13 protein-coding genes are annotated in these 13,046 nt (G+C 66.0%); 5 read left to right on the top strand and 8 right to left on the bottom strand.

What is annotated here, in order from left to right; translation table 11 throughout:
• Positions 1 to 24: 24 nt before the first annotated feature.
• From QP552_RS13595 to QP552_RS20985, 4 genes are read right to left on the bottom strand one after another with little or no spacing between them, the layout of a single operon-like run.
• Positions 25 to 1,053 carry an ABC-2 transporter permease gene (locus tag QP552_RS13595; protein ID WP_286073869.1) on the bottom strand — a complete coding sequence of 343 codons (1,029 nt, stop codon included), beginning with the start codon at positions 1,051 to 1,053 and terminating at the stop codon, positions 25 to 27.
• The gene (locus QP552_RS13590) at positions 1,050 to 1,925 is read right to left on the bottom strand and encodes an ABC transporter ATP-binding protein (RefSeq protein ID WP_286073868.1); all 876 of its coding nucleotides are present in this window, start codon (positions 1,923 to 1,925) and stop codon (positions 1,050 to 1,052) included. Before QP552_RS13590 ends, QP552_RS13595 begins: the two co-directional genes overlap by 4 nt.
• Positions 1,925 to 2,284: a GntR family transcriptional regulator gene (locus QP552_RS13585; RefSeq protein ID WP_005410261.1), complete on the bottom strand. Its 360-nt coding sequence runs from the start codon at positions 2,282 to 2,284 to the stop codon at positions 1,925 to 1,927. Before QP552_RS13585 ends, QP552_RS13590 begins: the two co-directional genes overlap by 1 nt.
• A 2-nt stretch (positions 2,285 to 2,286) precedes the next feature.
• A complete protein-coding gene (locus QP552_RS20985; protein ID WP_106550266.1) occupies positions 2,287 to 2,526 on the bottom strand; it encodes a hypothetical protein in 240 nt (79 codons plus the stop codon).
• Positions 2,527 to 2,893: 367 nt separating this feature from the next.
• Between QP552_RS20985 and QP552_RS13580 the strand changes: the two genes are divergently transcribed.
• From QP552_RS13580 to QP552_RS13560, 5 genes are all read left to right on the top strand, one after another.
• A complete protein-coding gene (locus QP552_RS13580; RefSeq protein WP_286073867.1) occupies positions 2,894 to 3,481 on the top strand; it encodes a glutathione peroxidase in 588 nt (195 codons plus the stop codon).
• Between the two features lie 96 nt (positions 3,482 to 3,577).
• The gene (locus QP552_RS13575; RefSeq protein ID WP_106550265.1) at positions 3,578 to 4,555 is read left to right on the top strand and encodes an FKBP-type peptidyl-prolyl cis-trans isomerase; all 978 of its coding nucleotides are present in this window, start codon (positions 3,578 to 3,580) and stop codon (positions 4,553 to 4,555) included.
• Between the two features lie 23 nt (positions 4,556 to 4,578).
• Positions 4,579 to 5,928, top strand: coding sequence for a UDP-glucose/GDP-mannose dehydrogenase family protein (locus QP552_RS13570; RefSeq protein WP_106550264.1), 1,350 nt, complete (start codon positions 4,579 to 4,581; stop codon positions 5,926 to 5,928).
• Positions 5,921 to 6,163 (top strand): SlyX family protein, encoded by a 243-nt coding sequence (locus tag QP552_RS13565; protein ID WP_005410256.1) that lies wholly within the window; start codon positions 5,921 to 5,923, stop codon positions 6,161 to 6,163. Before QP552_RS13570 ends, QP552_RS13565 begins: the two co-directional genes overlap by 8 nt.
• Positions 6,164 to 6,173: 10 nt before the next feature.
• Positions 6,174 to 6,851 (top strand): DUF2058 family protein, encoded by a 678-nt coding sequence (locus QP552_RS13560; RefSeq protein WP_111113356.1) that lies wholly within the window; start codon positions 6,174 to 6,176, stop codon positions 6,849 to 6,851.
• A gap of 48 nt (positions 6,852 to 6,899) precedes the next feature.
• Here QP552_RS13560 and QP552_RS13555 read toward each other — a convergent pair whose 3' ends face one another.
• The 4 genes from QP552_RS13555 to QP552_RS13540 all read right to left on the bottom strand — a co-directional run bounded on the left by QP552_RS13555 (position 6,900) and on the right by QP552_RS13540 (position 12,942).
• Positions 6,900 to 8,087 (bottom strand): MFS transporter, encoded by a 1,188-nt coding sequence (locus tag QP552_RS13555; protein WP_286073866.1) that lies wholly within the window; start codon positions 8,085 to 8,087, stop codon positions 6,900 to 6,902.
• Between the two features lie 78 nt (positions 8,088 to 8,165).
• Positions 8,166 to 10,850, bottom strand: a complete 2,685-nt coding sequence (gene metH, locus QP552_RS13550; protein ID WP_286073865.1) for a methionine synthase — start codon at positions 10,848 to 10,850, stop codon at positions 8,166 to 8,168.
• A gap of 57 nt (positions 10,851 to 10,907) precedes the next feature.
• Complete coding sequence (locus QP552_RS13545; RefSeq protein ID WP_286073864.1) at positions 10,908 to 11,999, bottom strand: homocysteine S-methyltransferase family protein; 1,092 nt, start codon at positions 11,997 to 11,999, stop codon at positions 10,908 to 10,910.
• Between the two features lie 13 nt (positions 12,000 to 12,012).
• Positions 12,013 to 12,942 carry a metalloregulator ArsR/SmtB family transcription factor gene (locus QP552_RS13540; protein ID WP_010480432.1) on the bottom strand — a complete coding sequence of 310 codons (930 nt, stop codon included), beginning with the start codon at positions 12,940 to 12,942 and terminating at the stop codon, positions 12,013 to 12,015.
• Positions 12,943 to 13,046 lie beyond the last annotated feature (104 nt).

Below are 13,046 nucleotides of genomic sequence, written 5' to 3'. Positions count from 1 at the left end.
GGTGGTGCCTCCGGGTGGATGGAATCAGATCTCGCCGGCGCGCTTGCGCAGGCGGATGGCGAGGAAGATGAACACTGCACCGACGGCCGCGCCGATCCACAGTTCCGGCATCGCCAGCGACTTCAGCTGCGAGGCGGGGGACATCAGGCTGACCACCGAATCCAGGTCGCGGCGCGACCCTTCACCTGCGCTGAGGCGATACAGCAGGTCCATGCCGGGCACGCCGCCCAGCAGCAGGCGGCCGACGATGTTCTGCCAGAACCAGCCGGTGGTCAGGCCGAACAGCGGCATGATCTTGGTGGTGCTGACGATGACGCCGGCAAACAGCGGCAGCATCACCGCCCACAGGAACGGCTTGCTCTTGGCCCAGGCCGAGCACAGCAGCAGCCAGCCGGCGGTGGGCAGGGCCCACAGCGCGTAGACCGGAATCCAGCTCAGGTGGCCAGTGGCCAGGGTCAACGGGCTGGCGGGCCCCCAGATCAGCGCCATCGGGCTGCCACCGTGCATCAGCGCGACGATGCTGATGATCAGCATGAAGCCGAACATGGTGATGATGCCGGCGACCACCGCGATCAGCGGCGCAACGATCAGCGCGCTGATCACCTTGGACAGCACGGTCTGGGTGTCCGACAGCGGCAACGACTTCCAGAACAGGATGCTGCGGTCGCGACGGTCGTCGTACAGGGCGCCCAGGCAGTAGAAGAACACCACGAAGGCCAGCACCAGGAACGGCCATGCCGAGCTGAGCACCAGGGTCAGGTCGAGCCCGTTGCCCAGGTCGGCCAGGTCCTTGCCGTTGATGTTGCGGGTCAGCAGGGCCAGGTCCAGGCCGTTGACGTTCACGCTTTCGCCATCGACATGCAGTGCGCCGTTGCGCGCCGCGCGGTTCAGAGCGAACAGGCCGAAGGCGATGCCGACAGTACTCATCACCAGCGAGATCAGGCCGGCGATCAGCGGGGCATACAGGAAACCGCCGCGGTTTTCCCAGTACTCGCGCTTGAGCAGCCAGCGCAGGGTGCCGAGGGGGCTGACGGGGTGGTTGACGGCATTCATGCGTAGGTCCCCTTCATGACGGCGACGAACAGGTCGGCCAGGCCCGGGCTGCGGGTCTCGCCAAGAGTAGAAAGCTGGGCGCGCGGTACGCCGTCGAACAGCATCACGGTCTTGCCGAACGCCAGGCTGCGTTCGTCGATCGGCTTCAGGGCGCGTGCGGTCTCCAGCTGGTCGGCGTTGACCAGCAGTTCGGTGTAGCGCTGGCCGACTTCGTCCATTTCCGCGTCGAGCACGATGCGGCCGTCGCGGATGAACATGACGTCGCTGAGGATGTGCTCGATCTCTTCCACCTGGTGGGTGGTGACGATGATGGTCTTCTGCTCGTCGAAGTAGTCTTCCAGCAGGCGCTGGTAGAACTCCTTGCGGTACAGGATGTCCAGGCCCAGGGTGGGCTCGTCCAGCACCAGGACGCGGGCATCGATGGCCATCACCAGTGCCAGGTGCAGCTGCACGATCATGCCCTTGGACAGTTCGCGCACGCGCTGCTTCGGCTGCAGCTTGGTATTGGCGAGGAAGCGTTCGCAGCGGGCGCGGTCGAAGCGCGGATGCACGCCGGCGACGAAGTCGATCGCCTCGCGCACCTTCAGCCAGCGCGGCAGCACGGCGACATCGGCGATGAAGCAGATGTCGTTCATCAGCTCGTCGCGGTGCAGCCGTGGATCGCGGCCAAGCACGCTCAGCTCACCTTCCACCGAGGTCAGGCCGAGCAGTGCCTTCAATGCCGTGGTCTTGCCGGCACCGTTGGGGCCGATCAGGCCGACGATGCGCCCGCTCGGAATGCTGAAGCTGGCATTGTCGAGGGCAACGGTGGACTTGTAGGCCTTGCGCAGGCCGCGGGCGGTGATGACCGATTCGCTTGCGGTGCTATTCATCAGACTTTCCCCTGGGGCAGCAATTCGTCGAGGCTCAGGCCCAGGCGCTGGATGCGCTCCAGCACGGCCGGCCATTCTTCATTGAGGAAGCGCTCGCGCTCGCTGCTGCGCAGCTGCGTGGCGGCCTGCTCGGTCATGAACATGCCCAGGCCGCGGCGCTTTTCAACCAGGCCTTCATCGGCCAGTTCCTGGTAAGCGCGCGAAACGGTGATGGGGTTGAGCTGGTAATCGGCGGCCACCTGGCGCACCGAAGGCAGGGCATCGCCCGGCTTGAGGATTCCGTCGAGCATCATGGCGATCACGCGCTCCTTCAACTGACGGTAGATGGGAGCGCCGTCGCTCCACTGGATGTCGCTCATATTCAGCTCCGTGGGGTCAGCGGCTGGGCGAACGAGAAATACGGCATGGACAGGGAGCTGTGCAGCCGACGCGGGGGAGGGGGGGAGGGGGCAGTGGCGTTCCCTGCCGGCGAGGCGGTCGCGTCCTGCGCACTGTCAGCGGAGTCGGGGAGGCTGGGCGCGGCCAACCAGGCCAGCACGATCAGGGTCGAAACGGCAGCGGCCGCGGGTGCGGCGAGGTTGCGACGGATCCGGATGTTCATGGCTTCCCCCTGTCTCAGGTGACTGGTGTTGTATGCAACTATAACACCGGCACGCCCATGTGCAACCCCCTGCCGGCCCCAACTGATGGCAGGGGCGGTCAGATCGTTGAAATAGCACTTTATGCAATTGATTATAAAGGGAAATAAAAGTGTCGCATGGGCCAATCCAGGCCTGCCTTCCATTCAGCGATGTCCATACCATGTCATCACTTCGCCAATGGAGACCGGCGAAGGGCGTAGCCGCCACGCCGCGCAAAGCCTGGGCCGCCCCCTGCCATCTGGGCCATTGAAGCCCGGTGCTATAGTTCGGCCGATTCCCGGCCGCTGCTGGCCGGGCCCTGTGACTGGCTACCGCGGACCGCTCCTGATGCCCCTGTCGACCGTTACTCCGCGCCGCCTGCGCGGCCTGTCCCTGCTGGCCCTGATGGTGGCCGGTGTCGCCGGTTCCGCCAGCGCCCTGGCCGCCGACCTGCTCGACCTGGACTACCGGCCGCTGGCCAGTAAGCAGCAGGTCAACCTGCAGCAGCGCTATCACGGCCAGGTGCTGCTGGTGGTCAATACCGCCAGCAAGTGCGGCTACACCCCGCAGTACGAAGGACTGGAGGCGCTGCAGAAGCGCTACGCAGGCCGTGGTTTCGCGGTGCTCGGTTTCCCCTCCAATGATTTCAAGGGGCAGGAACCGGGCGACGAGAAGCAGATCCAGGATTTCTGCACGCTCACTTACGGGGTCAAGTTCCCGATGTTCGAGAAGGTGCATGTGGTCGGTGCGGAGGCGACGCCGCTCTATCAACGGTTGACGGCGGCCACCGGCGTGGCACCGGGCTGGAATTTCCACAAGTACCTGGTCGGCCGCGATGGCAGGGTCATCGCCCAGTTCGCCAGCAAGGTGACACCGGATGATCCGCAGCTGACCGCGGCCATCGACAAGGCGCTGGCTGCAGCCGCCGCACATTGATATCCGGCACGGATGCCTCGACATCGACGGCATGCGTGCGACAATGTTTCTTTTCGCGCCGACGTCGGCGCCCAGACACTTCCAGGAATGCAGCGAATGAAGATGGGAATGCGCGGCGCCGCGGCGTCGGTTCTGATTCTGGCGATGGGCACTTCGGGTGTCGCTCTGTCGCAACAACCGGCTGCCCCCGCAGCCGCCAAGGAGACCGCAACCTTGAATTCCCCGAAGCAGAAGCTCGGCTACGCCATCGGCCTGGACGTGGCCAAGTCGTTCACCCCGATCGCCGATGAGATCGACGTGGCCGCGCTGCGCACCGCCGTGGAGCGTTCGTTCGAAGGCCTGCAGCCGCAGATCACCCAGGAACAGGCCAAGGCCACCGACGCGGCCCTGCGCCAGGTCGTGATGGCCCGCAGCGGCCAGCAGGTGCCGGGCATGGCGCCGGGTTCGCAGCCGCCGAAGGTCGACCGCGTCAAGGTGTCGCAGATGATCGGTTCCTACTCTGTGGGCCCGTCGTTGGCGCAGCTGAAGGACGACATCGATGTTGCCTCGCTGTTTGACGCGATCAGCACCGGCCTGACCAAGGGCCAGCCGAAGATGACGGAAGCCGACGCGACCGCCACCATCCAGGCCTTCATGGGCAGCAAGCAGGCTGAAATGCAGGCCAAGGCTGCCGCTGCCGCGCAGACCAACCGCGAAGAAGGCAATGCCTTCCTGGCCAAGAACAAGACCCAGCCGGGCGTCGTGACGACGGCCTCGGGCCTGCAGTACCAGATCATCCGCCCGGGCAGCGGCGAGCGCCCGCTGCCGAGCAGCAAGGTGCGCGTGAACTATGAAGGCAAGCTGCTCAACGGCACCGTGTTCGACAGTTCCTATGGTCGCCAGCCGGCCGAGTTCGGCCTGGACCAGGTGATCAAGGGCTGGACCGAGGGCGTTGCGCTGATGCCGGTCGGTTCGAAGTACCGCTTCTGGATCCCGGGCAATCTGGCTTATGGCGAGAATGGCACCCCGGGTGGCCCGATCGGCCCGAACGCGACTCTGACGTTCGACGTCGAGCTGCTGGGCGTCCTGCCGTAAGCCACCACGGAGCCTGCACGGACATGCGCGTTGCGATTTTCGGTACCGGTTATGTAGGTCTGGTGACCGGTACCTGCCTGGCCGATGTCGGTCATCAGGTGGTCTGCGTCGATATCGACCAGGCCAAGGTGGATGGCCTCAACCAGGGCATCATCCCGATCTATGAGCCCGGCCTGGAGCCGATGGTGAAGGCCAACCACGCCGCGTCGCGGCTGGCATTCACCACCGATGCCGCGTCCGCGATCGCGCATGGCCAGGTGGTGTTCATCGCCGTCGGTACCCCGCCGGACGAGGACGGCAGCGCTGACCTGCAGTACGTACTGGCCGTGGCCCGTACCATTGGCCGGCACATGAGCGTGCCGACCGTGGTGGTCAACAAGTCGACGGTGCCGGTGGGCACCGCCGACAAGGTGCGTGCCGCCATTGCCGAGGAACTTGCCGCGCGTGGCGCGGACATCGCCTTCGACGTGGTGTCCAACCCGGAATTCCTGAAGGAAGGCGACGCGGTCGCCGACTGCATGCGCCCGGACCGCATCATCATTGGTGCGACCAGCGAGGAGTCGGTGGCGGTGATGCGTCGCCTGTATGCGCCGTTCAACCGCAACCACGACCGCGTGGTGGAAATGGACGTGCGCTCGGCCGAGCTGACCAAGTACGCGGCGAACGCGATGCTGGCGACCAAGATTTCGTTCATGAACGAAATCGCCAACATCGCCGAGCGTGTCGGTGCCGACGTCGAGCAGGTCCGCCAGGGCATCGGTTCGGACCCGCGCATCGGCTGGCACTTCATCTACCCGGGCGCCGGTTACGGTGGCTCGTGCTTCCCCAAGGACGTGCAGGCGCTGGCCCGCACCGCGCAGCAGCATGGTCTTGAGCCGAAGCTGCTGAACGCCGTGGAAGCGGTCAATGATGCGCAGAAGGGCCACCTGTTCGCCCTCATCCAGCGTCATTACGACAAGGGCGAGGACGAAGGCGTGCGCGGCAGGACGTTTGCCGTGTGGGGCCTGGCCTTCAAGCCGAACACCGACGACATGCGTGAAGCCTCCAGCCGTCGCCTGCTGGCGCAGCTGTGGGAGGGCGGTGCCACGGTGCGTGCCTACGACCCGGAAGCGATGCATGAGTCGCAGCGCATCTTCGGCGAGCGCGATGACCTGGTGTTCTGCAGCAGTGCCGATGAAGCCCTCGAAGGGGCCGACGCGCTGGTGGTGGTCACCGAGTGGAAGCAGTTCCGCAGCCCCGATTTCCAGAAGCTGCGCGAGCAGCTGAAGGACGCGGCAGTGTTCGACGGGCGCAATCTGTACGATCCGGCCGAAGTGGAAGCTGCTGGCCTGGCGTACTACGGCATTGGCCGGGGGCGTTCGCTGCATGTCTGACCTGCTGCCGACCGAACGCGAGCAGGCGCTGGAAGCGCGCCTGGTCGAACTGGAAATGCGCGTGTCCTTCCAGGAACAGGCGCTTGCCGAGTTGAGCGATGCGCTGGCCGATGCCCGCATGCAGGGCATGCGCAACGCCGACGTGCTGCGCGTGCTGCTGGAGGACCTGGGCAAGGTCCGCAATGCACTGAATTCTTCCGATCCGGCGAGCGAACCGCCGCCGCCGCACTACTGATCCGAATCCTATGAGCGATACCCTCCGCGACCAGCTGATGGGCCTGGGCTTCAAGCCGGCGCCCAAGCCCGAGCGCAAGAATGATGGCCCCCGCCGTGATGGCCGCCCGCAGGGCAAGGGTGGCAATGGCAATGGAAAGCCGCAGGGCGCAGGCCGGGGCGAGCACAAGCCTGGCGAGCGCCGTGGGCCGGGCGGTCCGGGCAAGCCCGGTGGCCCTGCGCGTGGCCAGGGCCCGCATGGCCCGCGCAAGCCGCGCAGCGCCGAAGAAATGGATCTGGCCAAGGCCTATGCCATCCGTGCGCAGCGCGAGAAGGAAGAGCGCATCGAGACCGAGCGCCTGAAGCAGGAAGAGGCACGCGTGCGCCGCGAGGCGAAGGCCAAGCTGGAAGAACTGCTGAAGGACAAGAGCCTCAATGCCGAGGCGGCAGACATTGCCCGCCACTTCCCGTATGGCGGCAAGATCAAGCGCATCTACGTGACCGCCGAACAGCTGACCGCGCTCAATGCCGGTGAACTGGGCGTGGTCCAGCTCAATGGCCGTTACCTGCTGGTGACCGCCGAAGTGCTGGCACAGTCCGAAGCGGTGTTTGCCGCATCGGTGGCACTGAAGGTCGACCCGAACGCACCGGCTGAGGAAGATCCCTACGCGGATCCGCAGTACCAGGTACCGGACGACCTGGTCTGGTAACCGCACCTGCTGCACGATGAGAACGCCGGGCATTGCCCGGCGTTTTCGTTACCGGGCGCGCGCAGCACTGCGGCGTGCACGGATCAACGGCAGGCTCAGCGCGAAGAAGCACAGCAGGGCGCCGACCAGAGCGAACCCGCTACCGGCGAGGAAGGCCGTGCGCCCCTCGTCGATCTTCCACAATTGGCCGGCGATGAGCGCGCCCAGCACGCCGCCGACACCGGACGAGAATCCGTACAGCAGGCCCTGGCCATGGCCGTTGAGGCGACCCGGGAAGTAGGTCGCCAGCATCTGCATCGCCGCCGCGAAGAACGCGGCAAAGCCCAGCGCGTGCGCGGTCTGCGCAAGCAGCATCACCGGCAGGTTTTCCGGGAACAGCGCGGTCACCGCCCAGCGCAGGCAGGAGCTGACCAGGGCGATCAGCAGCATCCAGCTGGCGTCATAGCGGCGGAAGAAACGGCCGATGGTGAAGAACACGCCCACTTCGAACACCACGCCGATGGTCCAGAGCAGGCCGAGCGTGGACGTGCGATAGCCGTGGTGGTCCATGTAGACCGAGAAGAACGTGTAGTACGGGCCGAACGAGAGCTGCTCCATGAAAGCGGCGAGGAAGAACGCCAGCACCGGCGGGCGCCGCACGATCTGCCAGAAGCCGCTGGCATCGCCGCCGGTCCTGCCGATGTCGCGTGCGTAGTGGTTGCTGAAGGCCGAGGCAACCAGCAGGACGAACAGCGGCAGCATCATCCACGGCAGCAGCCCCGCGCGGCTGGTAGTGCCGTCACCTTCGATCAGCCAGCCGAACAGGGTGACGATGGCGATGAAGCCGAGCGAACCCCAGACCCGGATCAGGCCGTAGCGATGGCTGTCGCTGCCGAGATGGGTGAGGGTGATCGACTCGAACTGCGGCATCACCGCGTTGTAGAAGAAGCAGAACACGATCATCGCTGGATACATCCACGGCTGCGGCAGGGGCAGCAGGAATGCGGTGAAGCTGATCAGGGTCAGCACGCAGCCGATGCGCAACAGGCGGATCGGCCGCGGTGAGGTGGCCGCCAGCGAGGTCCAGGCACTGGGTGCGACCACGCGCGTGGCATACCACAGTCCCATCATCACGCTGATGGCGGTCACGCTCATCCCGCGTGCAGTGAGGAACAGGCTCCAGTACGGAGTGAACGCACCGAGTGCCGCGTAGTAGAACAGATAGAAGCTGGAGAGGCGGGCAGCAGGAACGGTCATCGCGAGAACAACGCAGGGTAGCGCCGGGCCACGCCCGGCGGAGAGGGATGGCGCCGGGCATGGCCCGGCGCTACCGTGTCATTCGGGATCGTAGTCGAGGTTGGAAGCCAGCCAGCGCTCGGCCTGGGCGCGGTCCACGCCCTTGCGCCGGGCGTAGTCGCTGACCTGCTCGCGGCTGAGGCGGCCGACCACGAAGTACTGGCTCTGCGGGTGGCTGAAGTAGTAACCCGACACTGCGGCGGTCGGCAGCATCGCGAAGCTCTCGGTCAGTTCCATGCTGGCGTTGGTTTCGGCCTGCAGCAGGTCGAACAACCGGCGTTTCTCGCTGTGCTCGGGGCATGCCGGATAGCCGGGGGCCGGGCGGATGCCACGGTACTGCTCATCGATCAGGGCCTCGTTGTCCAGTGTCTCGGCGTGGTCGTAGCCCCAGAATCCGGTGCGCACGCGCTGGTGCAGGCGCTCGGCCAGCGCTTCGGCGAAGCGATCGGCCAGGGCCTTCAGCAGGATCGCGTTGTAGTCGTCATGCTCGGCTTCGAAACGCGCGACATGCGCGTCGATGCCAATGCCGGCGGTGACCGCGAACGCGCCGATCCAATCCTGTTTTCCGCTGTCGGCTGGTGCAATGAAATCAGCCAGGCAGAAATCCGGGCGCTCGGCCGGCTTGTCCACCTGCTGGCGCAGGAAGTGCAGCGTGGTTTCGCCCTGCGGGTGCTGCACGCGCACATCGTCACCGATGCTGTTGGCCGGCCACAGGCCGAACACCGCCTTGGCGGTCAGCCACTTCTCGCCGACGATGCGGTCGAGCATCGCGCGTGCGTCCTTGTATAGATCGCTGGCCTGGGTGCCGACGATTTCGTCGGTGAGGATGGCCGGGAACTTGCCGGCAAGCTCCCAGGCCTGGAAGAACGGCGTCCAGTCGATGTAATCGACCAGCTCGGCCAGCGGATAGTCATCGAATACGTGCAGGCCCGGCTGTTTCGGTGCCGGCGGCGTGTAGCTGTCCCATTCCCCTTGGAATTTCTGCCCGCGTGCATGTTCCAGCGTGACCAGGCGCTTGGCGTCGCCACGGTTGCGGTGGCGGGCGCGGATCTCGGCATAGTCGGCCTCGTTGGCGGCAACGAAGGCCTCGCGCAGGTCACGCGAGATCAGTGACTGGGCCACGCCGACCGCGCGCGAGGCATCCTTCACCCAGACCGTCGGCGCGTGGTAATGCGGGTCGATCTTCAGTGCGGTGTGCGCGCGCGAGGTGGTTGCTCCTCCGATCAGCAACGGCAGGTCGAAGCCCTGGCGCTGCATCTCGCGGGCCACGTGGCTCATCTCCTCCAGTGATGGGGTGATCAGGCCGGACAGGCCGATCAGGTCGGCGTTGTGTTCGCGCGCGGCATCGAGGATCTTCTGTGCCGGTACCATCACGCCGAGATCGACCACCTCGAAGTTGTTGCAGGCCAGGACCACGCCAACGATGTTCTTGCCGATGTCATGCACATCGCCCTTCACCGTGGCCATGATGATGCGGCCATTGCTCTTGGCGGTGTCGCCGCTGCGCGCCTTTTCCGCTTCGATGTACGGCAGCAGGTAGGCCACCGCCTTCTTCATCACGCGCGCGGACTTCACCACCTGCGGCAGGAACATCTTGCCGGCGCCGAACAGGTCGCCGACCACGTTCATGCCGTCCATCAGCGGGCCTTCGATCACGTCCAGCGGGCGGCTGGAGGCCTGGCGGGCGAGCTCGGTGTCTTCCTCTACGAAGGCATCCAGGCCGTGCACCAGCGCGTGCGCCAGGCGCTGCGCCACCGGCTTCTCGCGCCAGGCCAGGTCTTCGGTTTTCGCCGCGCCCTTCTTGCCCTTGTAGCGCTCGGCGATCTCCAGCAGGCGCTCGGTGGCGTCGCTGCGGCGGTTGAGGATCACATCCTCCACGCGCTCGCGCAGTTCCGGCTCCAGCTCGTCGTAGATCGGCATGGCACCGGCGTTGACGATGCCCATGTCCATGCCGGCGGCGATCGCGTGGTACAGGAACACCGAATGGATGGCCTGGCGCACGGTCTCGTTGCCACGGAACGAGAAGGATACGTTGGAGACGCCACCGGACACATGGCAGTGCGGCAGCGTCTGCTTGATGATGCGGGTGGCTTCGATGAAGTCCACCGCATAGTTGTCGTGCTCTTCGATGCCGGTGGCGACGGCGAAGATGTTCGGATCGAAGATGATGTCCTGCGGCGGGAAGCCGATCTCGTCGACCAGGATGCGGTAGGCGCGGGTGCAGATCTCGACCTTGCGCGCGCAGGTATCGGCCTGGCCGCTTTCATCGAAGGCCATCACCACCGCAGCGGCGCCATAGCGCAGCACCTTGCGTGCATGCTCGCGGAACAACGCCTCGCCCTCCTTCAGCGAGATCGAGTTGACCACGCTCTTGCCTTGCAGGCATTTCAGGCCGGCCTCGATCACGCTCCACTTGGAGGAGTCGACCATCACCGGGATGCGCGCGATGTCCGGCTCGGACATGATCAGGTTGAGGTAGCGGGTCATCGCCGCTTCCGAATCGATCAGGCCCTCGTCCATGTTGACGTCGAGGATCTGCGCGCCGCTCGCCACCTGCTGGCGGGCCACGTCCACCGCCTCCTCGTAGCGGCCTTCCTTGACCAGCTTGCGGAACTGCGCGCTGCCGGTGACGTTGGTGCGTTCGCCGACGTTGATGAACAGCAGGTCCGGGGTGATGACCAGGGGTTCCAGGCCGGACAGGCGGGTAGGGCGGACAGGCGTCATGGCAGGCGTCGGCTCAACAGCAGTAGGGCGGGAAGTGCGGGACGGTGGCGGCAACGTTCATGCGGCCTGCTCCCGGGTTCCGGGCAGCGCGCGCGGCGACAGCCCGGCCACGGCATTGGCAATCGCGCGGATATGGTCGGGGGTGGAGCCGCAGCAGCCGCCAACCAGGTTCAACAGGCCATCGGCGGCGAAGCCCCGCAGGGTGCTGGCCATGTCCTCCGGCGTTTCGTCGTACTCGCCGAAGGCATTGGGCAGGCCGGCATTGGGGTGTGCGCTGACGTAACAGTCGGCGACCTGTGCAAGGGTTTCCACGTGCGGGCGCATCGCATCGGCGCCCAGCGCGCAGTTCAGTCCGATCGACAACGGCCGTGCATGGGCGAGTGAGGCATGGAAGGCTTCTGCTGTCTGCCCGGACAGGGTACGTCCGGACGCGTCGGTGATGGTGCCGGAGATCATCACCGGCAAGCGCGCGCCGCGCGCATCGAACGCTTCCTCCAGCGCATACAGCGCCGCCTTGGCGTTGAGCGTGTCGAAGATGGTCTCGACCATGATGGTGTCGGCGCCGCCATCGATCAGGCCGTCGATGGCTTCGCGGTAGGTGTCGCGCAGCTCGTCGAAGCTGGTGTTGCGGAAGCCCGGGTCGTTGACATCGGGGCTGATCGAGGCGGTGCGGCTGGTCGGCCCGATCACCCCGATCACGAAGCGCGGCTTGCCCGGCGTGGCCGCAGCCACTGCATCACAGCAGGTTCGCGCGACAGCGGCACCGGCCTTGTTCAACTCGTACACGAGGTGTTCGAGGTGGTAGTCGGCCTGGCTGACCGAAGTGGCGTTGAAGGTGTTGGTCTCGACCAGATCCGCGCCCGCTTCCAGGTAGGCGGTGTGGATGTCGGCGACGATCTGCGGCCGGGTCAGCAGCAGCAGATCGTTGTTGCCCTTCAGGTCATGCCCTTCCGGCGCCGCATGGTCACAGCCCGGGCCGTGTGCGTGGTCGTAGCCACCGGCGAAGCGCTCGCCGCGGTAGTCGTCTTCCTGCAGGCCGTAGCGCTGGATCATCGTACCCATCGCACCGTCGATGATCAGGATCCGCTCGCGCAGGGCGTCGAGCAGGGCGTTGGCACGATCAGGATGCAACCAGGGCAGGGCGGGCATGGCGGTTTCCGGCTCAGGGCTTGTTGGCGATCAGCGAAATCACTTCGAAGTGCGGCGGGCGCTTTTCGCGGGTGACCGTCTCCAGGCTCGAGACCTGCAGGCCGGCCTTGTCGACGAACCTGCGCAGTTCCTTGTCGCTGAAGCCGAGGTTGACGTGGCCATAGGCCTCCACCGCCGCCTTGTGCTCATGACGGGCCAGGCTGCACAGCAGGAGGCGGCCTCCCGGGCGCAGCACGCGCGCGGCTTCGGTCACGGCCTGCGCCGGCTTGCTGGCATAGGTCAGCGCGTGCATCAGCACCACCAGGTCGAAGCTGCCATCCTTGAACGGCAGGGCATGCATGTCACCTTCGCGGACTTCGACGTTGGGCAGGCGACGCAGCCGCTCGCTGGCCGCGGCGACCACGCGCGCGCTGGTGTCGATGCAGATGTAGCGCTTGGCATGCGGGGCCACCAGTTCGGCCAGCACACCGTCGCCGGAGGCGATATCCAGCACGTCGCCGGTTTCCAGCAGCGGCAGCGCGGTACGCGCCAGCGCCTCCCAGGTCCGTCCGGGAGAGTAGTGGCGTTCCATGTCGCCGGCCACGCTGTCGGCCCAGTTCTGGTCGGAGGCACGGTGGGCCAGCACCGCCGCCACGCGCTCGGCATCCTGGCGCAGCAGAGGGTCGTCGCTTCCGTTGCTCAAGGCATGCCACAATGCACGCTGCGCCGGGTCCAGCTGGGCCTCGTCGAAGCGGTAATAGGCCGACACGCCGGCGCGGCGGTCGCGAACCAGGCCGGCTTCCTTCAGTCGCGCCAGATGGGTGGACACGCGCGGCTGGGCCAGCCGGGTGATCGCCGACAGTTCGGCCACGGTCAGTTCTTCCTGCTCCAGCAGCGCCAGCAGGCGCACGCGGGTGGCATCGGCGAACACCTTCAGGCGGGTCGACCAGTCTTCAAGATCCATAAATATCTACCTATCGCGATATAGAGATATATTCGCTGAGAAGGCCTGCCGCGGTCAAGTCGCTGGCGTACGGAAGCCGCCGGGCCCCGGTACAATCGGTGCAC

This window comes from Stenotrophomonas sp. 59, assembly GCF_030291095.1.
GTDB lineage: Bacteria > Pseudomonadota > Gammaproteobacteria > Xanthomonadales > Xanthomonadaceae > Stenotrophomonas > Stenotrophomonas maltophilia_Q.
Note: the sequence above shows the minus strand (reverse complement) of the source record. Positions and strands in the feature narration are given on the sequence as shown.